Source organism: Leeuwenhoekiella parthenopeia, assembly GCF_020782115.1.
In the GTDB taxonomy this organism is placed as follows: domain Bacteria; phylum Bacteroidota; class Bacteroidia; order Flavobacteriales; family Flavobacteriaceae; genus Leeuwenhoekiella; species Leeuwenhoekiella parthenopeia.
Genome location: NZ_JAJGMW010000011.1, coordinates 36712 through 61786 on the forward strand (window position 1 = coordinate 36712; position 25075 = coordinate 61786).

Genomic DNA, 25075 nt, shown 5'->3' on the forward strand with positions numbered 1-25075 from the left:
GTATTTTCGCCAGGCGAAAAAGACACAGTTTGACTACACACCGGCATTTTCTGCTTTACAAACCCTACGGCTACATCAGCCAGCTGGGCAGTAATGATTTGCGCCAAAGGCGGAAGAAAAAATTTCTGGACGAACTCTACGACTGGCCCGAAGGTATTATGCCCATAGGCCGTCTGGACGAAAAGTCTGAAGGTCTGCTGCTACTGACTACCGATGGAAAGCTGAGCGATCTCATCAACCGGAGCGGTATCGAAAAGGAATATTATGCGCTGGTAGATGGAGATCCCACCGAAAACGAACTCGATCAACTGAGGGAGGGTATCAAAATTGGGCTTAATGGAGCCAAATACGAAACCAAACCCGCGCGAATACAACGATTGGAAACTTCTCCGGATTTACCGGAACGGACTAAAAAAATACGGGATGCGCGGCATGGGCCGGTAACCTGGCTGAGTATTACGATTGAAGAGGGGAAATTCCGACAGGTGCGTAAGATGACATCCGCCATCAATTGCCCTACCCTTCGACTGGTTCGGGTACGGGTTGGAAATTTGAAATTGGATAACCTGCAACCCGGAGCGGTTGTAGAATGGGATGGGGAGGTTTAGTGTTTATTGCTAAACAATTAAAAATTTACGCCTTACTTTTATTAAACAACGCACTTATTGGAAATTGACTTGCTAAAATCAAAAATGCCGGAATCATAAAGGCTTTAATAGTTAATTCTGATTTTATAATATCAGTAAAATACAAAATTATCCCTGCAAAAAGTACACTATTTACGAGGGTTAATACAATTTTTGATTTATTCATATGTTTAATTTTTAGGTTTTTAAATTTAACATTTTTTAAGAATCAAAGGTTTAAATAAAATATGGATTTGGAAAATTAAAAGAATATCATCAAAAAATTCATCTAACAACCCCACCCTCAATCGTCTGAATAAGTCCCAGAGCTGCGCGCTCGCCGGCCATCATTGCGGCGTTAAGCGAACCGTTTAATTGCTGATCCCCGGCCAGGAAAATTCCGTTGATGAGCTGGGTTTCAGAAGGTGCCATCTCATAACGCAGATTATCCAGTTGAGGCAATGCTTTTTTAATTCGATACCTTTTTAAAAAGCGGGTATTTTTAATCTTAGCGTGTTTTGCCAGTTCTTCCTGTACCCGTTCTACGAGTTTTTCTTCGCTGTATTCGTGTTCTTTTACCACCGAAACCGAAAGCAAACCATAGCGCCCTTCGCTGTGCGTGGCGATATTTGTAGCGTAATGAATGTTATTGACCAAAGTGTCTTTCGCATTAAAAAGTCCGATGATAGGCTTGTTGTAAACCGGCGCACCCTTCACTTCAAAATACAGATTGTCAACTGATTTCCATGGAAGTTGTTGTTGATTTAGATTGGCGACCAAATCACCGGCTTCTGTTGCGATAATCGTACCCAGGCTTTGGTGTACACTACCGTCTTCGAGGGTCACCGCGTCCTGAGTGACTTGTTTTACGCGTGTATTAAACCGAAACTCGGTCTGGATTAGGCGATCCTGCAGTTGTCTGGAAATAGCCTCAATTCCGCCACGGGGAATGACCGCAGCGCCTTCGCCAAACATTTTGAAAACGAATTCAAACATACGGCTTGAAGTCTGAAGCCTGTCTTCCAGATAAATTCCTGTAAAGAAGGGTTTAAAAAAGCCATTGATCATCCCTTCAGAAAACCCGTAATCTTTTAAATACTGTAAGGTGGTTTTTTCTTCGGAAGCAAAAACAGCTTCAAGCGATTTTTTTCGGAGTTTAAAATTGAGCTTTAAAACCTTCAGTTTATCTGAAAATGATCCCACACTGCTTAGCATAGTGGGTAATGCCATCGAAAGTTCGCGGGTAGGATCACCCAGCACTTTACGCTTTCCGTTATTAAAAAGTATCGCTCCTGGAATCAGTTTTTGAAGATCGAGCTTATCGTAATTGAGGTATTCCTGAGCTTTAGGATAGGCATCAAGCATAACCTGAAAGCCCTGATCGAGCTGGTAACCCTCTACAATATCGGTTTTTACGCGACCGCCTGCGCGATCACCGGCTTCGATAACAATAGGGCTGTACCCGTGATTCTCCAGTACGCGGGCCGCTACCAGACCGCTTACCCCTGCTCCTACAATAAAAATTGGTTTGTCGTTAGTTGATTCCATAGTAATTATAAACGCTTATCGCGGTTCAATATATGTAAAAGAAAAAAAGGATTAACCGGAAATAACTTCTTTTAGAAAACATTAATATCTAAGCCACTAGCACAACCATTTGAAGTGAACATTCAAAATTTATGAAAGTTTTTTAACTAAATATTAGTGGCGCAAGGCAGCATTCAATCCCCGCATTACCTTAACTTGAAAAGAAAAACTATGGAACTAATCGTTACCCTCTCTAAAGTTATTATTACTGTTTCAATTGTTATTGTTTGGGTTTTTCGCTGGGACAATATCGTTAAGGAGTTTAATGAATATGGCTTGGCAGACCTCACCCGTAATTTTGTGGGAGCTTCTAAGATCGCCCTTTCTACCTTGCTTATTACGAGTATCTGGTATCCCGGTTTGGCAGCAATCCCTGCGTTATTAATGGCATTTTTGATGATTTGTGCGCAATTTGCACATTTTAAGGTGAAAAATCCATTTGTTAAGCACCTTCCTTCCCTGGCTTTACTGGTACTTAGCTTATTTATAGCCGCATATCACTACGGATTTTTCAATTGATACTCTTACTAAAGGCCCTGGCTCTATTTACCGGTATTGCTTTTGTCATTTACGGCATTAGTTGTTTGCTTACCCAAAAAATGAAGGAAGAATTCACGCGCTTTGGCCTGAGTGAATGGCGCAGGACTACCGGGTACTTACAATTACTGGGCGGAACAGGCCTACTTGCAGGCACGTTCTTTAACACCAATCTGCTTGCCCTGAGCGCCGCTGGTCTTGCTGTACTGATGTTGCTTGGGTTTCTAACACGCTTGCGAATTAAAGACAGCATACTGGCATCGTCCCCGGCGTTTGTTTTTATGCTGGTGAATCTTTTTTTGGCTATCTATTTCTTTAAAAATTAATACTTGATATGGAAAAAAATCCGCTTAATGTCTACGGAAAACCGCTTATTGCGTGCTGCTACGAACCTTTAACCGGGTATTTTAGAGACGGATTTTGCAAAACAATTGATGCAGATACGGGTACTCACGTGGTGTGCGCTCAGGTAACCGAAGAATTCCTGAATTTTTCTGCTAATCGCGGAAACGATCTGATCACGCCCCGCCCGCAATGGAATTTCCCCGGACTAAAACCCGGTGATTTCTGGTGTTTGTGTGTGAGCAGATGGCTTGAAGCGGAAAAAGCAGGCGTTGCTCCAAAACTTAAGCTCGAGGCCTGTCATCAGGAAACGCTAAACTATACCCGTCTTGAGTTGCTCGAACAGTATGCCTTACCGGAATGATGCGAAAAATGTTGTCCTATTTTTTATTACGGCGGTTATAGCCCTTATCCCCACGGGTTTTGGGCTTCTTGTACTTTTTAGCAATTTCCCTTCTGTAACTACCTCCCAGATTAACCTTTTTATTCTTCTCTTTTTTCTCGTGGAAACTGGCCCCTCGATCTTCATCGCGTTTAATCGGGTTATTGATCTCAACGTAATCGGGCTGTTCTTCGGGAAGTAGTTTTTTAGAAACTTCAAGTCCTTCGGGCAATTCCTGCTGCGGAATGCTCTTATTCATCAACTCTTCAATCTCCTGTTTCTTTTCAAGTTCGGCTTCGGTACCCATCAGGATACTGTTCCCCTTGTGGTCAGCCCTACCGGTACGGCCTATACGGTGCATGTAGTTTTCCGGGAAACGTGGTACATCCAGATTGAAGACGTGGGTGATTTGATCTAAATCGAGTCCGCGCGCCATCACATCGGTAGTAACCAAAATGCGATAGGTGCCTTTATCAAACTGCTCGATGGCATTAATTCGGTAATTCTGGGTTTTATTGGCATGAATTACCCCAACCGAATCGCCAAAAACTTCAGCAAGCTCAGCATACACGCGATCTGCGTGCTTTTTGTTGGATACAAAAATCAGGTTTTTTTGATAGGTGTCTTTGTCCTCAAGCAGATGAATAACCAGATTTACCTTGGTGTAGAAATTAGGCAGCTGGTAATACTTTTGATCGATAGATTCTAAAGGTGTACCGCTTAAAGCCACCTGAATGCGCTCTGGAGCCGTAAAAAAGGTGTCCATGAGTTCATCAACCTCGTCTGTCATGGTTGCTGAAAACATTATATTCTGACGGCGCTGCGGAAGCAAATCAAAAATATTTACCAGTTGAAACCGGAAGCCCAGATCGAGCATCACATCTACTTCGTCAATAACCAAATGCTTGATCGATTTAAGCTGAAGCGTGCGGCTTACGGCCAAATCGTAAAGACGGCCGGGAGTACCTACAATAATGTCGCAGCCCTGCGCAACTTCCTGGCGCTGCGTGTTGATGTTGGTGCCGCCAAAAACACCCAAAACACGAATGGAGCTGTATTTACCATATTCATTGATCTGATCTACCACCTGCAAAACGAGTTCACGGGTAGGAACCAAAATCAAAATACGCGGATTAACCTGTTTTGAAAATTTAAGACCTTCTAATAACGGCAAGGTGTAAGCAAAGGTTTTACCGGTACCGGTCTGTGCAATACCTACCACATCCCTACCCGAACGTATAACCGAAAAAGCCTGTTCCTGTATGGGGGTAGCTTCAGTAAAACCCAGGTCTTCAATCGCATAACGCAATTGTTTATTTATTTTAAAATCTTCAAAAGATGCCATGTGCGCGTATTTGCGGCAAAGGTACGTTTTTAATTCAGTTGGCAGTGTTCGGTTCGCAGTTGGCAGTCTGAGTAAGCAGTTTTCAGTTTGCGCTTCAGTGTTCGATTAATTACGTAAAGAAAATCAGGTCTTTCCGGCCATTAGCAAATCCACCTCTTACTTCTCACCACTTACCTTTTACCTCTTACCTCTTACCTCTTACTTTTCACATTCAAACCTAAAATCTAACACAACTACTCCGGTATCTGCATACTGAGGCAATGCAGGGTTCCCAGACCCCAAATCAGATCTATGGCCCCGATTCCTATTACTTCGCGGTCGGGGAAAAGTTCGGCTAGCGTATTTAATGCGATTCGGTCTTTAGCATCATTAAAAGTTGGAACCAGCACCGTTTTATTCAGAATAAGAAAATTGGCATAGCTGGCGGGTACGCGCAGATCTTCGTAGTTGATGGCCTTTGGCATAGGCAATGTCACAATCACCGGACTGCTGCCATCTTCAAGCTTTGCTTGTTGCAGGCGTTTTAAATTATCCTGTAAAGGTTTGTAATTGGCATCTTTTTGATCCTCTTCCACAACCGTTACAATGGTATTTTCATTTACAAAGCGGCATAAATCATCAACGTGACCGTGCGTGTCATCACCGGCAATACCATCACCCAGCCAAATGGTGTTAATAACACCCAGATATTTTTTAAAAATGAGTTCGTAATCCTCCCTAGTGAAATTGGGATTACGTACCTGAACCTCGGGATCGAGCAGACATTCTTCAGTAGTGAGTAGTGTGCCTTTACCGTTTACGTCAATAGCGCCGCCTTCCAGGATTACAGATTCACCGTTGTGCATTATCTGATTTACGGGAATCCCGAGAAAATCACCCATACGTTTTGGCACCTGTTTGTCTAGCCTGAAGTTTCCATATTTAGCCCAGCCGTTAAAGTTGAAATTAAGTGCCTCACGACCTTCATCCGTTTTTACAATGATTGGGCCTGCATCGCGCATCCAGCTGCGATTGGTCTTTTGAATGATAAATGTGACTTTACTAAGGTTTACGTGAGCCGCTTCGAGCAGGCTGATGGCCTTATCCCGAATGCTTTCGCTACCTACCAGAACAAAAACGGTCTCGGTCGCTGCAATTTTCTTGATAAACTCGGCAAACGCAAACTGAATGGTCTGGTACTTCCCCGGCCAGTCGTTGCCATTTCCCGGAAAGCATAGTAAAATGCCTTGTTGCTGTTCCCATTCTGCAGGTAGACGTCGTTCTTTTCTCATGGATTAATCGAGTGCGCGTTTAGTTATTTCGCCATAGAAATCGATGCGTCGATCTCTGAAAAATGGCCAGTTTTGGCGAACGTTTTCCTGCAAATCCAGGTCGATTTCTGCCATTAAAATTTCTTCCTGATCCACAGAGGCCTGTGCGAGAATTTCACCTTGAGGCCCGCAGATAAAAGACTGGCCCCAAAATTCAATTCCGTCGGTATCGGGCACGTATTTTTCAAGTCCGATACGGTTTGCAGCTGCAACATACACGCCATTGGCGACAGCGTGACCTTTCATCACATTCATCCATGCACCGTGCTGGTTAACCCCGTATTGCGCTTTCTCCTGGGGATGCCAGCCTATTGCCGTGGGATAGAATAAAACTTCGGCTCCCTGCAAAGCGGTTAAACGGGCAGCTTCGGGATACCACTGATCCCAGCAGATAAGTGTACCCAGGTTCGCTTTTTTGGTTTTTATGGTTTTGAAACCTAAATCCCCCGGCGTAAAGTAAAATTTCTCATAGAAGTGCGGATCGTCCGGAATGTGCATTTTTCGGTATAAACCGGCTTCGCTTCCGTCTGTATCGATGATGTAAGCGCTGTTGTGATAGATACCGCTCATACGTTTTTCAAAAAACGGAACAATAATCACCACGCCTAACTCTTTCGCCAGGGCGCTAAAAGCGGTAAACGAAATATCATAAAGGGGTTCTGCGTATTTAAAATTGTCTACATCTTCATCCTGGCAAAAGTAATGACTGCTGTACAGTTCGGGCAGCGAGATAACCTCTGCTCCCTGAGCGGCGGCATCACGCACCCACTTTTTACACTTCTCCAGATTGTTTTCGGGGGTGTTGTTTAAATTGAGTTGCAGGACTGCGATGGTGTATTTTCTTGCTTTCATACGAGACAATTTTACAGATAAATTCTAAGCAAAACCCAGTAAAATAAGGGCTTTGTTCATTGAATTACCAAGAATTATTTAATATTCATTTTGAGATTGTAAAAATGCATAATGTTTAAAAAGCAAAACCCGTTTTTGTAAAATTTATAATGTTAAAAACACGTGCAGCGTCCAATTAGGTTAAAAATAAGATGGTCCTGAGCTATCTGCCTAAAAATGCCGTTTTTTGCAAAAAAGTTTCTAACATGGCCCAATCTGTAGATCATACCGAACTGCTCACTTCCCTGAAAACCTATTTCGGGTACGACAGTTTTAGAAGCAATCAGCAGGAAATTATAGAAACGGTACTTTCGGGAAATGATGCCATAGTTATTATGCCTACAGGTGGCGGAAAGTCTATTTGCTATCAGTTACCCGCTATGCATTTTAAAGGACTTACCTTGGTCATCTCGCCTTTGATTGCTTTAATGAAAGATCAGGTTGACGGACTCAATGCAAACGGGATCAAGGCCGATTTTTACAACAGCAGTCAGCAGGCTCAAGATCAACAGGAAATACTGGCCAAAGCTGCAAATGGCGAATTAAAGCTACTTTATGTTGCGCCTGAGAGTCTTTCGGGATTATCGCCCCTGCTTACCGAAAACTACATCAGTTGTATCGCGATAGATGAGGCGCATTGTATCTCTTCCTGGGGACACGATTTCAGGCCTTCGTATCAGCAACTGGGTTTTTTAAAGAAATCCCTGCCCGCTGTTCCGGTTATTGCGCTTACCGCAACCGCTGATAAAGCCACCAGACAGGATATCGCAGAGCAGCTTAACATCACGCACGCCAGGCAGTTCATTAGCTCTTTTGACCGAAAAAATATCACTCTCGAAGTGCGTGCGGCAGACAAGCGGCTCGATCAGATTAAAAAATTTCTGGCCAAACGTCCCGATTCCAGCGGAATCATTTATTGTCTGAGCCGCAAAACCACCGAGACTGTTGCCCAATCCCTGCAAAACAAAGGTATTAAAGCCGAATCGTATCACGCGGGGCTGAGTTTTGAAGAGCGCACCCGCGTACAGGAAGATTTTATTTACGATAAAACCCAGGTGGTTTGCGCCACGGTCGCTTTTGGGATGGGGATCGATAAGTCAAACGTGCGTTGGGTGATTCATTACAATATGCCGAAAAATCTGGAAGGCTATTACCAGGAAATCGGTCGGGCCGGGCGTGACGGTCTCGATGCGCACGCTTTGCTTTTTCATACCTATGCAGATGTGATTCAATTGAGGCGTTTTACTCAGGGTGCTGCCAATGAGGAGGTGCAGAATGCCAAATTGGATCGTATGAAGCAGTACACCGAAGCCCTGACCTGCCGGCGTAAAATACTGCTGAGTTATTTTGGAGAGTTTTTAGAAAAAGACTGCGGTAACTGTGATGTGTGTAAAAATCCGCCCCAGTTTTTTGACGGAACCATTCTTGCCCAAAAAGCATTATCTACCATTGCCCGGGTGAAAAACAGCGAACCCATAGGCGTTATTATCGATATTCTGCGCGGTGCAAAAAACGCGATGATCATTGATAAAGGTTTGGAAGAGGTCAAAACCTTTGGGATTGGCAAAGACACTTCCTGGAAAGACTGGCAGCATTATGTCCTGCAATTGATTAATCAGGGTTATTGCGAAATTGCTTTTCATCTGAATAATGCCCTGCATTTAACTCCGTCAAGCAAGGAGGTTTTATTCAATGGAAAAAAAGTTTTGCTTACGCATCCTACCGAAGCGATTCAGCCTGAACCAGCCGTTGCCAAAGAACCTAAAATTAAGAAGGGCAACGATCTGTTTGAAAAACTCAGACAATTGCGAGCCGAGATTGCTAAGGAAGAAGATATTCCGGCCTATCTGGTTTTCAGCGATGCCACCCTTAAAGAAATGGAACGGGTACGCCCTATGAGTGAGATGGAACTCCTGGAAATAAGCGGTGTAGGCCAGCGCAAACTTGAGGTTTACGGAGATGCCTTTATCGATGCAATACTCGAGTTTCAGGCTGCTAAAATCAAGAAAAAGGGCAGTAAAACAGCTACGCATCAGGTCACCTATCAAATGCTTCAAGACGGACTCAGCATTGAGGAAATTTCGCGAAAGCGTGATTTAAAAGATACTACCGTGTATTCGCATTTGGCAAAGCTTGCTCTTGATGGTGAAAAAATAAATCTGTATGATTATGTGAGTGAGGACGAAGTATCTCAGGTTAAAATTGCCGCGAAAGAATTAAACAGTCCCGATACCTTAAAGGCTTACTTCGATTTTCTGGAAGAAAAAGTACCCTATCACAAAATACGTCTGGCCTTAACCGTAATTGAACTGGAAAACAACAGCTAGCGCACCTGCTCAATGGTACAGAAGGAATCATAACCATTTATATTGCTGAGAGGCTTAAGCCTACAGCAGAATATACTTTAAAACTGATTTTTTCCCCGGCTTCTAATTGAACTAATGTAGAAACCGAACGTGTGGGTGGGGATACATTGATTGTTGACAGTCCTAGAGGAATAGATACATTTATAAAATTCTCTTCAGCAACTTTGGTCTCAACGGTTCCTGCAGCATTGGTTTTATAAATGGAAAGTCCCAGATCACCGGCACTTAAAGAGCTCGTTTTTATTTGCGCACTAACTCTGTAAATTCCCGCATATTCCGCTGTAAAATATCCCGTGGTAGGATCAAACTCATCCTTTAGATCAAAATCTTCCGAATTGAATTTTACAATCACATTAGATAATAAGGCAATACTAAAATTTGAGGTTAGCTTAGCTTTTACTAAAGACTTATCCCTATTGGCTAATAAAATACGTGAAGGAACGCTCATAACGACACCTCTACCATCAAAAACAGCAATAGAATCCCGTGCTGCAGTGCCGCTGCCCTCTATATATTGCCGTACACGTAATGCTCCATTAATGTCAACCAAGACATCCGGATGTGGATTTGTAGTCCCAAATCCTACCTGTGAAAAACCGGCAAAGGATATAGCCGGAACTAAGAGATAAAATACCCAACGCATAAGAAGATTTCGTTTTGAATGGCACTTTGAAAATAAATATTCATCCGCTGAAATAAACAAAAAAGCGACAAAATACACTGATAGTTAGCCGATTAATCAAACTTTACTTGTAAAATTATTCAGCCTGAGAAGCCTTAAGACTTATATACAAGTAAAATCTAGTTGGGAACACCTTAACCTTTTTTACCAGTTTATTGTGTCCCTGTTGCTAGCCTTAAGCTTAACTTGAAAACAAAAATTATGAAACCAAATCAGGAAGTACCCCAGTTAGACTTAAACCTTATAAATGGCACCCGCTGGGAGTTGAGTAAACAAAAACCGGAACGTTTTACGTTGGTATTATTTTACAGAGGTTTGCACTGCCCTATCTGCAAGAAACAACTCAAAGAATTCACTTCAAAACTCAGCGATTTTGAAGAACGCGGCGTGAATGTAATCGCAGTTAGTATGGATTCAGAAAAACGCGCAAAGCTTTCGGCTGAAAAATGGGAAACCGGGAATTTACCCATCGCTTATGAGTTGACCGAAGACAAAGCACGCGAATGGGGACTGTATATTTCACACGCTATAAAAGAAGGGGAACCCAAAGTTTTTTCAGAACCCGGACTCTTTTTAATAAACCCCGACGGAACACTTTACAGCTCTATAATACAAACCATGCCTTTTGCCCGGCCTGATCTCGACGGACTCTTAAAGGGAATTGATTTTATCAAAAAAGAGGAGTATCCGGCGCGGGGAGGAAATTAGGTTTCCACGTGATTAAATAACCATTCTGCCGCATCTTTATTGTTTTGGGAGTCGAAATAATTTAAATTATTATATTGCCAGCAAAACTTTTAAATGATTCGCCATTATTCTTTTGCCTTAGTATTTCTTCTTTTTTCTAATTTTCTAGTTGCCGGAATCGATCCCTTAAGTATTAAACTTCAGGATAATCAAAAATTGGTTCAGACTTTTTCCGCAGATTGGAAACAGGAGCAATCTATTCACATTGCAGTTTTAAAAAATAAGGATACTAAAATGTATGAGGTCCTGCCCTTTCTGTTAGATAAGGCTCAGAACCTACAGAAATTAGCCGCACTCTCGATTAGTGAAGAACCGAGAATCGAATCGTTACACTTTTCTAATGATCTCGTGACGCTTTTGGTAACTACAAAAGATGGTCAGGAAGTGCTTGATTTCGCTTTAGACGGCTCATCAAGCGCTAAACTGGAGCTTAAGGATAAATTTGAGGATTATAAACTGAAACTTCGCAGCGATGGTGTTACGCATATGATCAACTATGAAGACAACACGCTTCATATCGCAAGTATTGAAAATTCCAAAAACATTACTACTCAGGATCGCCCCGTAACCGGAAGAACAGCCGATTTACTGGAAGAATTGTTCAAGGATAATCTACAGGCCATAGAGACTATGGATTTTGTAGATAAAGGCTCGATTTCAAGCGCTAAAGCTTATTTATACGACAAGGTAATCTCTTTTACCAAAGATGATCCAAAGGCTTCATCAACGGCGGTTGTTAGTGTGAACCTCGAAGAGACCGGCCCTGTCTCTGAAGTCAGGGTTTTTAATCAGGATGGTATTCAAAAATTAAAAGATTACAATTCCTTTCTTAACCCAGAACAACTTTTGGCTATTTCGTTAAGTAAAGAGTCTTTTAAATTAGATGTTTTACCCATTCAAAATGCAGATGAGCAATCTGTAACGTATGATCGAGCGCAATTAGCTAAAGCCGAAATTTCCTCAGATTTAAATGAATTTATCTCAAAAGCATCACGATCCCGAAATACGACTACAATAACCACTAATGCTATAAAGGAAGGCGCAGTTTTGGTTACTTTAAGTTATGTAGATAAAAAGGCATATCAATACAACTGGTGGTTTCACCATTGGATGTTTCAAAATCAAATGATGTGGCAGCAGCAAATGATGCAGCAAAATATGAATCAAATGATGCAATCTGTACCTACAGGATTTGGCCCGGCTGCTCCCGGGGATGCTCCTTTCTATGATTCTGATGAGGAAATCTCGTTTGTTTTGGATGCATCAGGCGTACTGAAAAGCGCAACCGGAGTTGAAACTACTTATGCACAGATTGATCAGGAATCCTACACCGAATCCCTGAAAAAAAAACGAAGCTTCAGCGAACTATCAGCTGCATTCCTTAAAGAAGGATACAGCTATATTTATCTGGATAAAGACAATGATATTCTGGAATTGCGCTTTAGCAATTATAATTAAGTCTTATTTCTTTCGATTTATCAAAACCTGCTCAATATCCTGTAATCCGTAGCCTTTGGCTTTAAGCAAAATCAGATAGTGAAATAAGAGGTCTGCGCTCTCGTTGAGAAATAAATCGTCGTTGTCGTCTTTAGCTTCGATAACCACTTCAACCGCTTCCTCCCCCACTTTCTGGGCGATTTTATTTATGCCTTTGCGAAACAGATCGGCAACATAGCTTTTTTCGTTATCCTGATTGGCTTTACGTTCCGAAATGGTGTGTTCCAATTCGGTTAGGAAACCAAACGACTGCTCGTTATCCTCGCCCCAGCAATTGTCGGTTCCTTTATGGCAGGTTGGTCCCTGCGGATTTACGCTGATCAATAAGGTGTCGTTATCACAATCATTTTTAATGGAAACCAGGTGTAAAAAGTTACCGCTTTCTTCGCCTTTGGTCCACAAACGTTGCTTACTACGGCTGTAAAAAGTTACTTTTTTGGTCTCGTTGGTTTTGAGATAGGCTTCTTCATTCATATAGCCCAGCATCAAAACATTTTTGGTTTTAGCGTCCTGTATAATTGCCGGCACCAGGCCCTGTTCATTATAGTTGATTGTCATGGTATCTTTTTTTACGCGGTTGCGAAAGTATTAAATCCGGACCGGGATATTTTGTTTTTTCAATTCGTGTTTTAGCTCGGGGATGTCTGTTTCGTGAAAATGAAATACACTGGCAGCCAGAGCTGCGTCTGATTTTCCGTTTTTAAAGGTATCTGTGAAGTGCTGCATCGTCCCTGCCCCGCCCGAAGCGATAATGGGAATATTCAACATACCGCTCAATTTTGCCAGCGCTTCATCAGCAAAGCCGTTTTTAGTGCCGTCATGATCCATCGAGGTAAAGAGGATTTCCCCTGCACCCCGTTGTTCCACTTCCATGGCCCATTCAAACAGATCGAGTTCGGTAGGTACTTTACCACCCACAAGGTGTACAGTCCATTTACCTTCAATTTGTTTGGCATCAATAGCAACCACAACGCATTGCGAACCGAATTTAGCCGCAAGATCATTAATCAGTTGGGGATTTTTAACCGCCGACGAATTGATAGAAACTTTATCTGCCCCGTTTTGCAATAGAATATCTACATCTTCAACAGATGAAATTCCGCCACCCACGGTAAAAGGAATGTTTATTTTTTCGGCTACTCGCAAAACCAGATCAGCCAGGGTTTTTCGGTGCTCTTCCGTTGCCGAAATATCCAGAAAAACGAGTTCGTCTGCACCCGTTTCGGCATATTTAGCCGCCAGCTCGACCGGATCACCGGCATCGCGCAGATCTACGAAGTTGACCCCTTTTACGGTTCTTCCGTTTTTAATATCGAGACAGGGAATGATTCGTTTGGTAAGCATATTTTTATTTTTTGTCTTTTCCGTGAAGACGGAAAACTTATTATAATTTCTATTGTTATTTCAATTCTATAGCAAACTGAAAACTATTTTTCTAATTAAAATTTTAATAGCCCCATTTCAATAAAAATCAAATAGGAGAAAATTAAACATACTATTAATGCAACCCCATTTTTAATCAGCTTATTATCTATTAAGAATAACAGCGATTCAATTATTAAAAGTGGAATACCCAATACAATAAGACCAATCATCCCTACAACCCCCCAGCCTTCGTAAGCAGATAGTTCTGACCAATTGCTAACGGTAAATGTTATAATTACCAAATAAAATGTCAATAAGTAAACTCCTAATATGCTAATTCGATTTTTCAATGACCAAGTATAAAACCTTCCAGTTGTTTCATGGAAATGCGTCCTTCGTAAATCGCTTTCCCAATAATGGTTCCTTCGCAGCCCAGTTCAGCCAGCTTTGGTAATTCGTCAAAATGGGAGATTCCGCCGGAAGCTATTAGTTTAATGTTCTCGACTGCCCCTTCGACAAGCTCAGGGTGACATTCTTCCAGAATTTTTCGGTACAAATCAAAAGAAGGACCTTCTAACATCCCGTCTTTACTGATGTCTGTACAAATTACATACGACACGCCTTCCTGCTGATAGCTCTTGATAAACGGAATCAATTCTTCTTTAGATTCTTCCAGCCATCCACTAACGGCTACTTTTTCATCTTTCGCATCTGCTCCCAAAATAATCTTGTCGGGACCAAATTTAGACAACCAGCTCTTAAAGGTTTCCGGATCCTTGACGGCAATACTTCCACCGGTGATTTGACTGGCACCACTTTCAAAAGCGATACGCAAATCCTCGTCGGTTTTGAGTCCGCCCCCAAAATCAATTTTAAGGCTGGTTTGCGAAGCGATTTGCTCCAAGACCTTGTGGTTTACAATATGCTTGCTCTTAGCACCATCCAGATCAACCAGATGCAGATATTGAATCCCGTGGGCTTCAAATTCCTTTGCAACCTCCAGCGGGTGCTCGTTGTATATTTTTTTGGTATCGTAATCACCTTTTGAAAGGCGTACACACTTACCGTCTATGATGTCTATGGCGGGGATTATTCGCATTTTTAAAAATTAGAAATTAGAAAGTCGAAAAATCAATCTTCCTTATTTTTATTTATTCTTTTTTTCATTGTGTTGATAGATGCAACAGTTATTGCCAATATCTCTGAACTTTCTTTTAATAGCCTTTCAGCTTCCAAATTACCACTCTCAGAAATTGCAATAAGTATTTCAAGCCAAAAACAAGATTCATCTGCTTCCTCTTCAACAATTTTCAATTTATTTATAAAGTCAGCATCTGACTTAGGTCTTTGTGATGCGCTCCAATTTGCACCAACAGAACTCGAACTTTTCAGTAATTGAGAAACGAGATTGTTATACTCTCTAGATTTAGGAAGTGTTGAACAAAGATTCCAGCAATCTATCGTAAATCGTTTCGTTCTTGACTTTAAATCTTCCATTTCTACTTTTTAATTTAGTTTTTCTATTTTACAAGCTCACAAAATTTTTCAAAATTTCCTGTCCAACTTTACCACTTTTCTCCGGATGAAACTGCACACCGTAAAAATTGTCTTTTTGCAAAGCCGAAGCATAATCAACTTCATAATGGGTGGTGGCGATCATTTCAGTGCATTGGGGAGCATAAAAACTGTGCACCAGATACATATGGGAGTTCTCGGGTATTCCTTTGAATAGAGGTCCTTCCAGGTTTGAAATTTCATTCCAGCCGATTTGCGGAACTTTTACGGCATTTGAAAACTTGATCACATCGGTATCAAAAATCCCGAGTCCGGTGGTATCTCCTTCTGTTGAGTGTTTGCACATCAATTGCATCCCCAGGCAAATGCCCAATACGGGTTGTTTTAGAGTAGGAATTACCTGGTCTAAGCCGGTAGCTCGTAGCTTGGCCATCGCACTACTGGCCTCGCCCACTCCGGGAAAAATCACCTTATCTGCGGCTTTAATTTCTTCAGCATCGTCAGACAGGACCGCATCAATCCCCAAACGCTTGAAGGCAAACTTGATACTTTGTATGTTTCCGGCACCGTAGTTTATGATTACGAGTCCCCCTCCGGCTCCCCCAAAGGGGGAGTGTTTTTGTTCCTTTATAGTATTGTTGTTCATTTCTATTGATTTAATTCCCCCTTCGGGGGTTAGGGGGATCAGAGCATCCCTTTCGTACTGGGCAACACCATTTTATCCGGATCTCTTTTAACAGCCACTTTTATGGCTTTCGCAAACGCTTTAAAAATGGCTTCGATCTTGTGGTGTTCGTTAGTGCCTTCGGCTTTTACATTCAAGTTTGCGCGGGCCCCGTCTGTAAAGGATTTGAAGAAATGGTAAAACATTTCAGTAGGCATCTCCCCTATTTTTTCGCGTTTAAAATCGGCTTCCCAAACCAGCCAGTTGCGGCCTCCAAAGTCAATAGCAACCTGCGCCAGGCAATCATCCATCGGCAGGCAAAAGCCATAACGTTCAATACCCAGTTTGTTACCCAGAGCTTTCGCAAACACCTCGCCCAATGCGATAGCGGTATCTTCAATGGTGTGGTGCTCGTCTACCTCAAGATCACCATCTACGTGTATTTTTAGATCCATCGAACCATGGCGGGCCAACTGATCAAGCATATGGTCAAAAAACGCCAGACCCGTTTTGATGTCGCTTTTGCCGGTTCCGTCGAGATTGAGTTCGATTTCAATATCGGTTTCGTTGGTTTTTCTAGAGATGGAAGCCGAACGGGCGTTGAGTTTTAGAAACTCGTAAATCTGTTGCCAGTCTATAGTCTCAAGCGCGATATAGGCGTCAAGATCTTCCCGTTTTGTCGTGATTTCGTCTGCCCCCAAATCGGTATGATCGCTTATGAAAATGCCCTTAGCGCCCAGATTTTTAGCAAGTTCGATATCGGTAATACGATCACCGAGAACAAAACTGTTTTCGAGATCATAATCTTCCGAAAAAAACTCGGTCAACATACCGGTTCCCGGCTTGCGCGTATTGGCGTTTTCTTCGGGTAAGGTCTTGTCGATGAATACACGATCAAAAACAACCCCCTCATTTTCAAAGGATTTTATAATGAAATTATGCACCGGCCAGAACGTATCTTCAGGGAACGAGTCGGTACCCAAACCGTCCTGATTAGTAATCATCACGAGTTTGTAATCGAGTTCTTTCGCGATTTTACTCAGATACGTAAATACTTTTGGGTAAAAAGTGACTTTCTCAAAAGCGTCTACCTGATAACCCGGTGGCTCTTTAATAATAGTACCGTCCCGGTCTATAAAAAGTACTTTCTGCCCCCTGGCCCCCGAAGGGGGAACTGCATTAGGATTTTTTGTATTTGAACTATTCATTAGTCTAATTCGTTTAAAGCGGCGATTAATTTTTTGTTTTCCTCTGGTGTCCCCACCGTAAAGTCCCCCTAACCCCAAAGGGGGAATTACCTTGCGATTATTTTCGTATGAACAATTAATTATTTTAAATGGTTCAAAGCTGTTATTAATTTTTTGTTTTCCTCTGGTGTCCCCACCGTAAAACGCAAGGTGTTTTCACACAATGCCTGCGTGCTTCGGTTGCGTACCACGATACCTTTTTGAATGAGCTGATCGTAGCGTTTATTGGCATCGTCTACCCGTGCAAGGATAAAATTCGCCTCAGAAGGAAAAACGTGCTGCACAAAATTTACTTGAAGTAACACTTTAGATAAAGCATCCCTTTCCTCTAAAATAGAGTTAATTTCAGTCTCAACTTTTTCGGTGTCTAAAACCCGCTCTAATGCTCTTTTTTGTGTGAGTTCATTCACATTATAAGGCAGTTTGATTTTGTTGAGTATCGCAATAATTTCTGCGGAAGCATAACAAATTCCCAGTCTGATTCCGGCTAAGCCGTAAGCTTTAGACAGGGTTTGAATAATAACCAGATTTGGATATTCCTGAAGCCGTGATGACCAACTTTCACCCTTAGCAAAATCGATATACGCCTCATCCACAATTACGAGTCCGCGGAAGGATTTCAACAATTTTTCAATCGACTCCGCATCAAAACTGTTTGCTGTGGGATTGTTTGGCGAACACAGAAAAATCATTTTGGTCTGGTGATCTATCTGCTCCAGTACAGCGTGTACATCGGGTTGAAAATCTTTGGTCAACACAACCTCGCGGTTTGCAATATCGTTAGTTGCTGCAAGCACACTATACATCCCGTAAGTAGGCGGTAATGTGATTACATTATCGGTTTTGGGTTCGCAAAACGCCCGAAACAACAAATCGAGCACCTCGTCGCTGCCGTTACCCAAAAGAATCTGATCTGCCGGAACGCGCTTTACGGTTGATAAATGCTGCTTCAGCGTGATTTGCTGCGGATCGGGATAGCGGTTTACGCCATTGTTATACGGGTTTTCATTGGCATCTAAAAAAACCATATCCTCGTGAAAATCCTTAAACTCATCACGGGCCGAAGAATAGGGTTTTAGTCGCGCTACATTCTCGCGCACCAGTTTTTCTAAGTGAAATGTTGTTGGCATTAGTTCTTTTTTGCGAGTTTATTGAGACGTAGGGTAACTGCATTCTTATGCGCCTGAAGCCCTTCGGCGGCAGCCATAAGTTCGATTGCGTTACCAATGTTTTGAATGCCTTCTTCAGAGAGTTTTTGAAAGGTCATACTTTTCATAAAACTATCAAGATTCACCCCACTGTATTGCTTGGCATAACCGTTAGTCGGCAAGGTATGGTTTGTCCCGGAAGCGTAATCCCCGGCACTCTCGGGCGTATAGTTCCCAATAAAAACTGAGCCTGCATTGGCGATGTTATCCACGTAAAAATCATTGCTGTCAGTAGCAACAATAAAATGCTCCGGGCCATATTCATCAATGAGTTCCAAAGCTTTTTCGTGCGTTTCCACGTAAATGAGTTTGCTGTTTGCGATGGCTTTTTCAGCAATAGCTTTACGGGGAAGGGCTTCCAGCTGGCTCGCGATTTCCTCTTCCACTGCTGCAATAAGCGCTTTTGAAGTAGAAACCAAAATCACCTGGCTGTCCACACCATGTTCGGCCTGACTCAAGAGGTCTGAAGCGACGAATGCTGCATCTGCGGTATCGTCTGCAACTACCAGCAGTTCCGATGGACCGGCAGGCATATCGATACTTACATTGTACTTGGTAGCCATTTGTTTGGCGACAGTTACAAACTGATTCCCGGGACCAAAAATCTTATAGACTTTCGAAATACTTTCGGTACCAAAGGTCATCGCACCAATAGCCTGAATGCCTCCCACTTTATAGATCTTATCAATACCACAAAGCTGCGCGGTAACCAAAATCGCGGGATTGATATTGCCCTGCTTATCAGGTGGGGTGCATAAAATGACTTCTTTACATCCTGCGATTTTTGCCGGAATGGCCAGCATTAAAATCGTAGAAAACAAGGGTGCTGTCCCTCCGGGAATATACAGTCCCACTTTCTGTATGGGACGTTTTTCCTGCCAGCACATCACACCGGGAGCAGTTTCCACCTCGACACGCGGCGTGCGCTGCGCCTGGTGAAAGCGCTCAATATTCGCTTTTGCCAGCTTTATAGCTTCTTTTAAATCTGAATCAATACTCGTAAGAGCCTGGTCGATTTCAGATTGAGTTACTACCAAATTATCCAGAGCAATTCCATCAAATTTTTCGGTATATCGGGCAACAGCTGCGTCGCCTTCCGTCTGAATAGACTTAAAGACCTCGAGCACCGTACCTTCGATCTGATCGTAGGTCTGCGTGGGTCGTTTGAGGATTTGATCCCAATCTTCCCGTAACGGATTACTTATTTTATTCATTCTTTACTTTTTTTGGAGCCGTTTTGATTTTGATCTATAACCAGTAGGCTTTCGGAAAATATAAGTTCATAAGATTCCGACCTGATTCGGAATAGTTTTGTATCCATCAGACGCTACAAAACCATCTTTTCAATATCGCTCACCAAAATACCCTGAGCCCCGGAGTCTTTAAGCTTATCGATTACTTCCCAAAACTCATTCTTATCGATAACGGAGTGTACGCTACTCCAGCCTTCTTCTGCTAACGGAAGCACTGTAGGGCTTTTCATACCCGGTAACATTGCGATAATGGCGTCGAGCCTGTCGTTTGGAGCATTTAGAAGCACGTACTTATAATCACGTCCTTTTAAAACCGCCTTTATACGAAATATAAGTTTGTCTAGAATCTCCTGGCGTTCACTGTCTATCTTTGGCGAAACCGCCAAAACCGCTTCAGATTTAAGCATCACTTCCACCTCTTTTAATCCGTTCTTAAACAAGGTGCTGCCGCTGGAAACGATATCGCAAATACCATCTGCAAGGCCAATATTTGGCGCGATTTCTACAGAACCGTTGATGATGTGTAAATCTGCTTTTACGCCGTATTTCGAAAGATAGTCGAGCACCGTATTGGGATAGGAAGTAGCGATTTTTTTACCTTCAAAATCTTTAACTGATTCGTATTTAGTCCCTTTTGGCACAGCCAGTGAAACCTTACATTTTGAAAAGCCCAGTTTTTGTGCAATAGCAATGTCTGAACCTTTTTCGATAAGTACATTTTCTCCAATAATAGCGATATCAACCACCCCATCTCTTAAATACTGCGGGATATCGCCGTTACGCAGGTAAAAAACCTCGAGCGGAAAATTGGCTGCGCTGGCTTTAAGCTGGTCTCTGCCGTTGTCGATACTTACACCACAGTCTTTTAGGATTTGAAGGGAATCTTCATTGAGCCTTCCGGCCTTTTGAATAGCAATTCTAATTTTTTTAGTCATTTTTTGGTTTGTTAAGCTTGAACCATTCAAAACAGAAAACCCGTTTGAATGACTCAAACGGGTTATTGTAAATTATGCTTTATACACACAACATTCTTACCTCGCTTGAGCGCGTAAATAAAAATGATGATGATGTAAAGATGTTGCTTTCATAATGCGGAAGCGAATTTAATTAAAAAATTGCTCTTGTGCCCAAAATAATACAAATGTTTTTTTTCGATGTAATACAACTAATATAAGTTAAAGTGTTACTTTTGAGGCATATCACTGGAGATGAAACGATTTTTAATTGCATTTGGAGTTTTTTGCTGCTGGTTTTTTCTGGGCGTTCTCTTTATGAACACAACAGGAGCGGTAGACCAGAGCAGCCTTTTTGCATCTAAAGTGGTAAAGCCCAAGGATCTCGACACTACACCCGGTGATTCCACACCAACAGAATTTGTTCCTTTTATAGAAGAGGATCCTCGAGAAAACGATACCAATACCGTATTTCAAGAGGCTGATACCTTTATGGTAAATAATTTAAGCCGGGGTAACGAGCAGCTGGTGGAGGATCTAACAAGAAGTATCCAGGAAAAGAAACGAGAACTCGCCGAAGACCTAGAAAAACTGCGAAATGTAAAGAAGAATACAAATGCGACTGCTGTTGCTCCGCGTACCTTTGATGCCCTTTTTTATCCGGAATTTAAACATGCGCGCTTTGTTGTTGACCAGAAAGCAACCAGCTTTCTGAGTTTTGTAAAACAAAAATTAGCTGCTGACGCAAATCTCCACATTAAAGTGGTAGGGCATACCGATTATATTGGGGATAAGGAAGATAACTATATGCTTGCATTAGATGAGGCAAAAAAAGTACGCGAATTTCTCATAAAAAGCCTTAAATTGCCTGATAATCAGGTTTCTGCATATTCTAGCGGAGAGACAGAGCCTATTTATGACCGCGATTCTGAAAACCGGGAACTCAATCACCGTATAGAAATTTATTTTGAATGACAGTATTTAGCATCATATTACAAAAAGCAGACGACGCAGTTTCAGTGCCGCTTATCTATATCGAAGTATTTTTTTTGATGCTATCATCATTTCTTATAGGATACTTCTTCGCCTATTTTGCACAGAAATCGAAATACCTTAAAAAATTAAAATTCCTCAAAAAACGCAGCGATCTTAGCGAAACGGAAGAGGAATTGTTATTTGATGATACGGAAGAAGATTTGGAAGAATTTGTAGTAGCCGAAAATGAGGAACAGCCATACAGATCAAAAAGTAAACCTAAATCTGGTACTTTAGATTTTGAACGTATTGGTACAGCAGATCCCGATGAGGCTGATGACCTTCAAAAAATAATAGGAATAGGCCCGTATACAGAAGAAAAGCTCAATACAATTGGGATATACACTTTTGAACAGATAAGCCGATTTAATGAAAGTGATATTGAACTGATTACCGAATTGATTCAATTTTTCCCGGATCGCATAAAGAACGATCAGTGGGTAAGTAAAGCCAAAATGCTTTCGGAATCTAAAAGGCGTTCTCAGGCGCGTCGGGAAGGCCCGCGTATGAAGCGAGCATAAAAAAAGCCGGTCAACAATATGACCGGCTTTCTTTTTTTTACGGAAATACTAGTTATTGCCCAGTATGATGGGTAAACCAGACTCTCCGGAACCTACTACAATTATTTTGGTGTTATTGGATTTAGCTAGCTGCAAGGTAGCTTCAATCCCTTTGTCTCTTAAGATCTGATCATTCAGGGATTGACTTAAAATACGGTTGGCATCAGATTTACCTTGAGCTTCTATAACCTGACGCTCTGCTTCTTTCTGTGCAGAAATCAAGCGAAACTCATATTCCAATGATTCCTGTTCCTGCTTTAATTTTCGCTCAATAGCTTCTTTTATCGTAGCCGGAAGGGTTACATCTCGTACCAAAACTTCATCAAGCTGTATATATTGATCTTTGATAATCTTTTTGGTTTCGTCATAAATTTCAGCCTGAATGGCATCCCGTTTTGAAGAATACAACTGCTCCGGAGTATAACGGCCAACTACAGATCGTGCTGCAGAGCGTATGGTAGGTAAAAGAATACGGTTTAAATAATCTTCCCCAATTTCCTGATGCAATTTACCCAACTGGGATGCATCTGGCTGATACCACACCGATGCCTCCAGTTTAATATCTAAACCATTAGATGACAATACGTTCATGATTTCTTTGAGCTCCTGGCGACGCACTTCATAGATATATACTTTATTCCAGGGGGCAACTATGTGAAAACCTTCGCCCAGTGGTGGTTCTTCGGTGACCACACCTCCTCCAAAGGGACGGTACAGAACGCCTGCCTCACCGGAATCTATGGTTACTGCAGATTTAAAAACGAGAATAAGAACGATAATTAGACCGATAATAAGGGGTATTCCGATTTTAGGAAATTTATCCATGATACTAAAATTTAATTTAAAAGCATCCTGAAGTATTCAGGATGTGACATTTGATAATCTAAAACATTTAAAGCTCTTACGCAAAAGCTTAAATAAGACCGTTGTATTTACGTATAAACCATTCAGCGCTGGCAGCTATGGCGATAATAAGCAATAACCACCAGAACTCAAGAAGCGGTGTGTTTTTTATAGTTTCCCGCTGAACAGGAATAAATCGTTCATCTTCAACCAGGCTCTCTATAAGTAGGTCTAACTCATGTATTGTTACAGCCATACCTTCTGTATCTGCTGCAGCGGTTTTCATTTTGACAAAATCAGCCTGTATGACCTGATTCTCGATATTGTATTCAATTACCGTAAAAGCGCCATTGATACGTATACTAGAACCGCTTTCCAAAATTTGAAAGGTATAACTCCCCGGCTCCAGTGCCGGGAGTGTTGCGGTATAATTTGTTCTGGTGAGAGCCATTGGGCTTTGATAAGTCTCACCGGTGTCTGCGTTTTTAAGCTCAAGTTGCAATGAAGCTCCAGAGTCAAAAACATAGTTCTTGTCAAAGAATTGAGAGCGAATGACAATACCACTGCCTCCGTAATAAAAACGCTCATATTCGGCCTGCAAACGGCTTCGTTTGGTATCTGAAGCCGAAAACTGAGCTAATTTTTCGATAAAGACATCAAAAGATTCAAAACTTCGAGTGTCTAAAAATGCCTGACTGCGCCATTTAAAGATTCCGGTGCCGAATAACACCAGCTCTCTTCTACCGCCGGCTTCTACAGCTGCGAGCAAAGGATTGTCTGTTTCAATACCGGTTATGCGCTGATTGAGAATCACATCGGCTGCAGCCGTTAATTCGATTTCGCCAAAGGGAGCTTCCAGCGGCGGAAAACCTGAAAAATCATCGTCATCCAATTGAAAACTGGAAAAGCTTAAGTTATATACAGGTTGTACTCCTTCCGTCTGATTGTTAAGAGGCAATTGATACAAATCCTGAATTCCATTGAGAAACCTTCGGTCTGCAGCCGGACCAACCAGCGTAAACCTGTTTTTATTCAGCGTATTCAGTTTACTATACAATTCCGCAAATGAGCGCTGGGGCTCAAAAAGTACCACCAGATTATAATCATCCAGTTCGACGGACTTAACTTCACTAATTTTCTGTAGTGTAACGGTTCGCAGTTGATTACTCTCAAAAGCTTTCTTTAGTGTTCCGAGATCGGGATGCAGCGTGCTGTATACAATCAAAATCTGGCTGCGCTGGTCTATAATTTCAATACCAAAGTGTTTCGCATTATTAGCCGTGTTTTTTTCATCGGCTAATTCGCCAACAATCACCTCGTAGGTTTCGGCACCTATAGCCGAAGCTTCCAAAAACGTATTTACGCGCCGGGCTGGCTCGTCTTTACTTAGTGAAATAGTTTCCCGGAACAAAACAGCCCCGTTTTTACGGATGGAAAGTGTCGTATTTACTGCTGAAGTTCCGGAGTAGGAAACCAAAACTTCAACCGGAAAACGGTTTTTGAGATACGCGTATTTATTCACATTGACGCGATCTATACTTAAATCTTCATAACTGGTAGTGTCACCAACAGCTATAAAATAATGTGGGATTTGAATTTGCTCCTTTGCCGTGTACACGTAGTTTGATCCCAAATTGGCATTCCCATCGGTAATGAGAACAGGCGCAAAATTTTCGTTTTTATAAATGGTATACAGGCCCGAAAGTGCTTTGGAAATATTGGTTTGATTTTCTGTAAACGCTAAGGAATCATAGGTCTCGAGTGTAGCTCCTAATGTGTAGAAGTCAATATCGAAACGCTTCGCCAGATCTTCTGAATTCTGAATTTCCTGAAGTATTTGCCGTACAGAATCTGAATATCCTAAATGAGCTACAGAAGCTGAATTGTCTACGGCAAGAGCCAGTTTTGGTTTTAGCGTGGTATAGGTTGCCTGTTTAAAGGTAGGATTGAGCAGCAGTATTAAAAGCGCAAAAATAGCTACAAACCGAAGTCCTGCAAGAAGGATACGCAGTCTCAGCGAACCCTGTGGCCTGTAAAAGTAAAAAAATACGGCAGCACCCAAAGCTATTACCCCAAACAGGATAATATAAAGTAGTGTGGATGCTGCCATAAATAAGTTA

The 25075-nt window shown here is 42.0% G+C and carries 26 protein-coding genes; 9 read left to right on the top strand and 17 right to left on the bottom strand.

The features are described from left to right. Nucleotides 1–29: 29 nt before the first annotated feature. Nucleotides 30–608: a pseudouridine synthase gene (locus LLW17_RS09725; protein WP_228230064.1), complete on the top strand. Its 579-nt coding sequence runs from the start codon at nucleotides 30–32 to the stop codon at nucleotides 606–608. Nucleotides 609–633: 25 nt separating this feature from the next. On the opposite strand, the gene LLW17_RS09730 is transcribed toward LLW17_RS09725, so the two are convergent. Together LLW17_RS09730 and LLW17_RS09735 are read right to left on the bottom strand one after the other, a co-directional pair. Then, nucleotides 634–813: a hypothetical protein gene (locus LLW17_RS09730; RefSeq protein WP_228230065.1), complete on the bottom strand. Its 180-nt coding sequence runs from the start codon at nucleotides 811–813 to the stop codon at nucleotides 634–636. Nucleotides 814–911: 98 nt separating this feature from the next. After that, complete coding sequence (locus tag LLW17_RS09735) at nucleotides 912–2174, bottom strand: NAD(P)/FAD-dependent oxidoreductase (RefSeq protein WP_228230066.1); 1263 nt, start codon at nucleotides 2172–2174, stop codon at nucleotides 912–914. Between the two features lie 210 nt (nucleotides 2175–2384). On the opposite strand from LLW17_RS09735, the gene LLW17_RS09740 reads away from it, so the two are divergent. From LLW17_RS09740 to LLW17_RS09750, 3 genes are read left to right on the top strand one after another with little or no spacing between them, the layout of a single operon-like run. After that, nucleotides 2385–2732: a DoxX family protein gene (locus LLW17_RS09740; RefSeq protein ID WP_228230067.1), complete on the top strand. Its 348-nt coding sequence runs from the start codon at nucleotides 2385–2387 to the stop codon at nucleotides 2730–2732. Further along, nucleotides 2729–3076: a DoxX family protein gene (locus tag LLW17_RS09745; protein ID WP_228230068.1), complete on the top strand. Its 348-nt coding sequence runs from the start codon at nucleotides 2729–2731 to the stop codon at nucleotides 3074–3076. The genes LLW17_RS09740 and LLW17_RS09745 overlap by 4 nt, the downstream gene beginning before the upstream one ends. A gap of 8 nt (nucleotides 3077–3084) precedes the next feature. Beyond that, complete coding sequence (locus LLW17_RS09750) at nucleotides 3085–3456, top strand: DUF2237 family protein (RefSeq protein ID WP_228230069.1); 372 nt, start codon at nucleotides 3085–3087, stop codon at nucleotides 3454–3456. A gap of 16 nt (nucleotides 3457–3472) precedes the next feature. On the opposite strand, the gene LLW17_RS09755 is transcribed toward LLW17_RS09750, so the two are convergent. The 3 genes from LLW17_RS09755 to LLW17_RS09765 form a co-directional block, all read right to left on the bottom strand. Further along, a complete protein-coding gene (locus LLW17_RS09755; RefSeq protein WP_228230070.1) occupies nucleotides 3473–4819 on the bottom strand; it encodes a DEAD/DEAH box helicase in 1347 nt (448 codons plus the stop codon). A 233-nt stretch (nucleotides 4820–5052) separates the two neighbouring features. Continuing rightward, on the bottom strand, nucleotides 5053–6090 hold the full coding sequence (locus tag LLW17_RS09760) for an agmatine deiminase family protein (protein ID WP_228230071.1): 1038 nt from the start codon (nucleotides 6088–6090) through the stop codon (nucleotides 5053–5055). Nucleotides 6091–6093: 3 nt separating this feature from the next. Then, nucleotides 6094–6981, bottom strand: a complete 888-nt coding sequence (locus tag LLW17_RS09765) for a carbon-nitrogen hydrolase (RefSeq protein WP_228230072.1) — start codon at nucleotides 6979–6981, stop codon at nucleotides 6094–6096. 245 nt (nucleotides 6982–7226) lie between these two features. Here LLW17_RS09765 and recQ point away from each other — a divergent pair, with 245 nt between their 5' ends. Further along, complete coding sequence (recQ, locus tag LLW17_RS09770) at nucleotides 7227–9347, top strand: DNA helicase RecQ (protein WP_228230073.1); 2121 nt, start codon at nucleotides 7227–7229, stop codon at nucleotides 9345–9347. Nucleotides 9348–9384: 37 nt separating this feature from the next. On the opposite strand, the gene LLW17_RS09775 is transcribed toward recQ, so the two are convergent. Then, the gene (locus LLW17_RS09775) at nucleotides 9385–10029 is read right to left on the bottom strand and encodes a C1q-like domain-containing protein (protein WP_228230074.1); all 645 of its coding nucleotides are present in this window, start codon (nucleotides 10027–10029) and stop codon (nucleotides 9385–9387) included. A gap of 240 nt (nucleotides 10030–10269) precedes the next feature. On the opposite strand from LLW17_RS09775, the gene LLW17_RS09780 reads away from it, so the two are divergent. After that, nucleotides 10270–10776 carry a peroxiredoxin-like family protein gene (locus tag LLW17_RS09780; RefSeq protein ID WP_228230075.1) on the top strand — a complete coding sequence of 169 codons (507 nt, stop codon included), beginning with the start codon at nucleotides 10270–10272 and terminating at the stop codon, nucleotides 10774–10776. A gap of 93 nt (nucleotides 10777–10869) precedes the next feature. Then, nucleotides 10870–12273, top strand: a complete 1404-nt coding sequence (locus tag LLW17_RS09785; RefSeq protein WP_228230076.1) for a hypothetical protein — start codon at nucleotides 10870–10872, stop codon at nucleotides 12271–12273. 3 nt (nucleotides 12274–12276) lie between these two features. On the opposite strand, the gene hisIE is transcribed toward LLW17_RS09785, so the two are convergent. The 9 genes from hisIE to hisG all read right to left on the bottom strand — a co-directional run bounded on the left by hisIE (nucleotide 12277) and on the right by hisG (nucleotide 20499). Continuing rightward, nucleotides 12277–12870: a bifunctional phosphoribosyl-AMP cyclohydrolase/phosphoribosyl-ATP diphosphatase HisIE gene (hisIE, locus tag LLW17_RS09790; protein WP_228230077.1), complete on the bottom strand. Its 594-nt coding sequence runs from the start codon at nucleotides 12868–12870 to the stop codon at nucleotides 12277–12279. A 30-nt stretch (nucleotides 12871–12900) separates the two neighbouring features. After that, nucleotides 12901–13656 carry an imidazole glycerol phosphate synthase subunit HisF gene (gene hisF, locus LLW17_RS09795; RefSeq protein WP_228230078.1) on the bottom strand — a complete coding sequence of 252 codons (756 nt, stop codon included), beginning with the start codon at nucleotides 13654–13656 and terminating at the stop codon, nucleotides 12901–12903. A gap of 367 nt (nucleotides 13657–14023) precedes the next feature. After that, on the bottom strand, nucleotides 14024–14776 hold the full coding sequence (gene hisA / locus LLW17_RS09800) for a 1-(5-phosphoribosyl)-5-[(5-phosphoribosylamino)methylideneamino]imidazole-4-carboxamide isomerase (RefSeq protein ID WP_228230079.1): 753 nt from the start codon (nucleotides 14774–14776) through the stop codon (nucleotides 14024–14026). Nucleotides 14777–14808: 32 nt separating this feature from the next. After that, entirely contained in the window at nucleotides 14809–15174 is a 366-nt protein-coding gene (locus tag LLW17_RS09805; protein ID WP_228230080.1) for a four helix bundle protein, read from the bottom strand. Between the two features lie 28 nt (nucleotides 15175–15202). Next, nucleotides 15203–15838 (bottom strand): imidazole glycerol phosphate synthase subunit HisH, encoded by a 636-nt coding sequence (gene hisH, locus LLW17_RS09810; RefSeq protein WP_228230081.1) that lies wholly within the window; start codon nucleotides 15836–15838, stop codon nucleotides 15203–15205. Between the two features lie 38 nt (nucleotides 15839–15876). Beyond that, nucleotides 15877–17064 (bottom strand): bifunctional histidinol-phosphatase/imidazoleglycerol-phosphate dehydratase HisB, encoded by a 1188-nt coding sequence (hisB, locus tag LLW17_RS09815; protein ID WP_228230082.1) that lies wholly within the window; start codon nucleotides 17062–17064, stop codon nucleotides 15877–15879. Nucleotides 17065–17183: 119 nt separating this feature from the next. Continuing rightward, the gene (gene hisC / locus LLW17_RS09820) at nucleotides 17184–18233 is read right to left on the bottom strand and encodes a histidinol-phosphate transaminase (RefSeq protein WP_228230083.1); all 1050 of its coding nucleotides are present in this window, start codon (nucleotides 18231–18233) and stop codon (nucleotides 17184–17186) included. Further along, nucleotides 18233–19525 carry a histidinol dehydrogenase gene (gene hisD, locus LLW17_RS09825; protein ID WP_228230084.1) on the bottom strand — a complete coding sequence of 431 codons (1293 nt, stop codon included), beginning with the start codon at nucleotides 19523–19525 and terminating at the stop codon, nucleotides 18233–18235. Before hisD ends, hisC begins: the two co-directional genes overlap by 1 nt. Before the next feature lie 113 nt (nucleotides 19526–19638). Then, entirely contained in the window at nucleotides 19639–20499 is an 861-nt protein-coding gene (gene hisG, locus LLW17_RS09830; protein ID WP_228230085.1) for an ATP phosphoribosyltransferase, read from the bottom strand. Between the two features lie 273 nt (nucleotides 20500–20772). On the opposite strand from hisG, the gene LLW17_RS09835 reads away from it, so the two are divergent. Continuing rightward, nucleotides 20773–21492, top strand: coding sequence for an OmpA family protein (locus tag LLW17_RS09835; RefSeq protein ID WP_228230086.1), 720 nt, complete (start codon nucleotides 20773–20775; stop codon nucleotides 21490–21492). After that, nucleotides 21489–22073 carry a helix-hairpin-helix domain-containing protein gene (locus LLW17_RS09840; protein WP_228230087.1) on the top strand — a complete coding sequence of 195 codons (585 nt, stop codon included), beginning with the start codon at nucleotides 21489–21491 and terminating at the stop codon, nucleotides 22071–22073. Before LLW17_RS09835 ends, LLW17_RS09840 begins: the two co-directional genes overlap by 4 nt. 48 nt (nucleotides 22074–22121) lie before the next feature. Here LLW17_RS09840 and LLW17_RS09845 read toward each other — a convergent pair whose 3' ends face one another. Next, nucleotides 22122–22937 (bottom strand): prohibitin family protein, encoded by an 816-nt coding sequence (locus LLW17_RS09845; RefSeq protein ID WP_228230088.1) that lies wholly within the window; start codon nucleotides 22935–22937, stop codon nucleotides 22122–22124. An 88-nt stretch (nucleotides 22938–23025) separates the two neighbouring features. Further along, nucleotides 23026–25065, bottom strand: coding sequence for a VWA domain-containing protein (locus LLW17_RS09850; protein ID WP_228230089.1), 2040 nt, complete (start codon nucleotides 25063–25065; stop codon nucleotides 23026–23028). Between the last annotated feature and the right edge of the window lie 10 nt (nucleotides 25066–25075).

What these genes read in the sequence shown, in the direction of transcription:
- LLW17_RS09730 (WP_228230065.1), bottom strand. Translation starts at nt 813, where the DNA reads ATGAATAAATCAAAAATTGTATTAACCCTCGTAAATAGTGTACTTTTT.
- LLW17_RS09735 (WP_228230066.1), bottom strand. Translation starts at nt 2,174, where the DNA reads ATGGAATCAACTAACGACAAACCAATTTTTATTGTAGGAGCAGGGGTA.
- LLW17_RS09740 (WP_228230067.1), top strand. Translation starts at nt 2,385, where the DNA reads ATGGAACTAATCGTTACCCTCTCTAAAGTTATTATTACTGTTTCAATT.
- LLW17_RS09750 (WP_228230069.1), top strand. Translation starts at nt 3,085, where the DNA reads ATGGAAAAAAATCCGCTTAATGTCTACGGAAAACCGCTTATTGCGTGC.
- LLW17_RS09755 (WP_228230070.1), bottom strand. Translation starts at nt 4,819, where the DNA reads ATGGCATCTTTTGAAGATTTTAAAATAAATAAACAATTGCGTTATGCG.
- LLW17_RS09760 (WP_228230071.1), bottom strand. Translation starts at nt 6,090, where the DNA reads ATGAGAAAAGAACGACGTCTACCTGCAGAATGGGAACAGCAACAAGGC.
- LLW17_RS09765 (WP_228230072.1), bottom strand. Translation starts at nt 6,981, where the DNA reads ATGAAAGCAAGAAAATACACCATCGCAGTCCTGCAACTCAATTTAAAC.
- recQ (WP_228230073.1), top strand. Translation starts at nt 7,227, where the DNA reads ATGGCCCAATCTGTAGATCATACCGAACTGCTCACTTCCCTGAAAACC.
- LLW17_RS09775 (WP_228230074.1), bottom strand. Translation starts at nt 10,029, where the DNA reads ATGCGTTGGGTATTTTATCTCTTAGTTCCGGCTATATCCTTTGCCGGT.
- LLW17_RS09780 (WP_228230075.1), top strand. Translation starts at nt 10,270, where the DNA reads ATGAAACCAAATCAGGAAGTACCCCAGTTAGACTTAAACCTTATAAAT.
- LLW17_RS09785 (WP_228230076.1), top strand. Translation starts at nt 10,870, where the DNA reads ATGATTCGCCATTATTCTTTTGCCTTAGTATTTCTTCTTTTTTCTAAT.
- hisIE (WP_228230077.1), bottom strand. Translation starts at nt 12,870, where the DNA reads ATGACAATCAACTATAATGAACAGGGCCTGGTGCCGGCAATTATACAG.
- hisF (WP_228230078.1), bottom strand. Translation starts at nt 13,656, where the DNA reads ATGCTTACCAAACGAATCATTCCCTGTCTCGATATTAAAAACGGAAGA.
- hisA (WP_228230079.1), bottom strand. Translation starts at nt 14,776, where the DNA reads ATGCGAATAATCCCCGCCATAGACATCATAGACGGTAAGTGTGTACGC.
- LLW17_RS09805 (WP_228230080.1), bottom strand. Translation starts at nt 15,174, where the DNA reads ATGGAAGATTTAAAGTCAAGAACGAAACGATTTACGATAGATTGCTGG.
- hisH (WP_228230081.1), bottom strand. Translation starts at nt 15,838, where the DNA reads ATGAACAACAATACTATAAAGGAACAAAAACACTCCCCCTTTGGGGGA.
- hisB (WP_228230082.1), bottom strand. Translation starts at nt 17,064, where the DNA reads ATGAATAGTTCAAATACAAAAAATCCTAATGCAGTTCCCCCTTCGGGG.
- hisC (WP_228230083.1), bottom strand. Translation starts at nt 18,233, where the DNA reads ATGCCAACAACATTTCACTTAGAAAAACTGGTGCGCGAGAATGTAGCG.
- hisD (WP_228230084.1), bottom strand. Translation starts at nt 19,525, where the DNA reads ATGAATAAAATAAGTAATCCGTTACGGGAAGATTGGGATCAAATCCTC.
- hisG (WP_228230085.1), bottom strand. Translation starts at nt 20,499, where the DNA reads ATGACTAAAAAAATTAGAATTGCTATTCAAAAGGCCGGAAGGCTCAAT.
- LLW17_RS09835 (WP_228230086.1), top strand. Translation starts at nt 20,773, where the DNA reads ATGAAACGATTTTTAATTGCATTTGGAGTTTTTTGCTGCTGGTTTTTT.
- LLW17_RS09840 (WP_228230087.1), top strand. Translation starts at nt 21,489, where the DNA reads ATGACAGTATTTAGCATCATATTACAAAAAGCAGACGACGCAGTTTCA.
- LLW17_RS09845 (WP_228230088.1), bottom strand. Translation starts at nt 22,937, where the DNA reads ATGGATAAATTTCCTAAAATCGGAATACCCCTTATTATCGGTCTAATT.
- LLW17_RS09850 (WP_228230089.1), bottom strand. Translation starts at nt 25,065, where the DNA reads ATGGCAGCATCCACACTACTTTATATTATCCTGTTTGGGGTAATAGCT.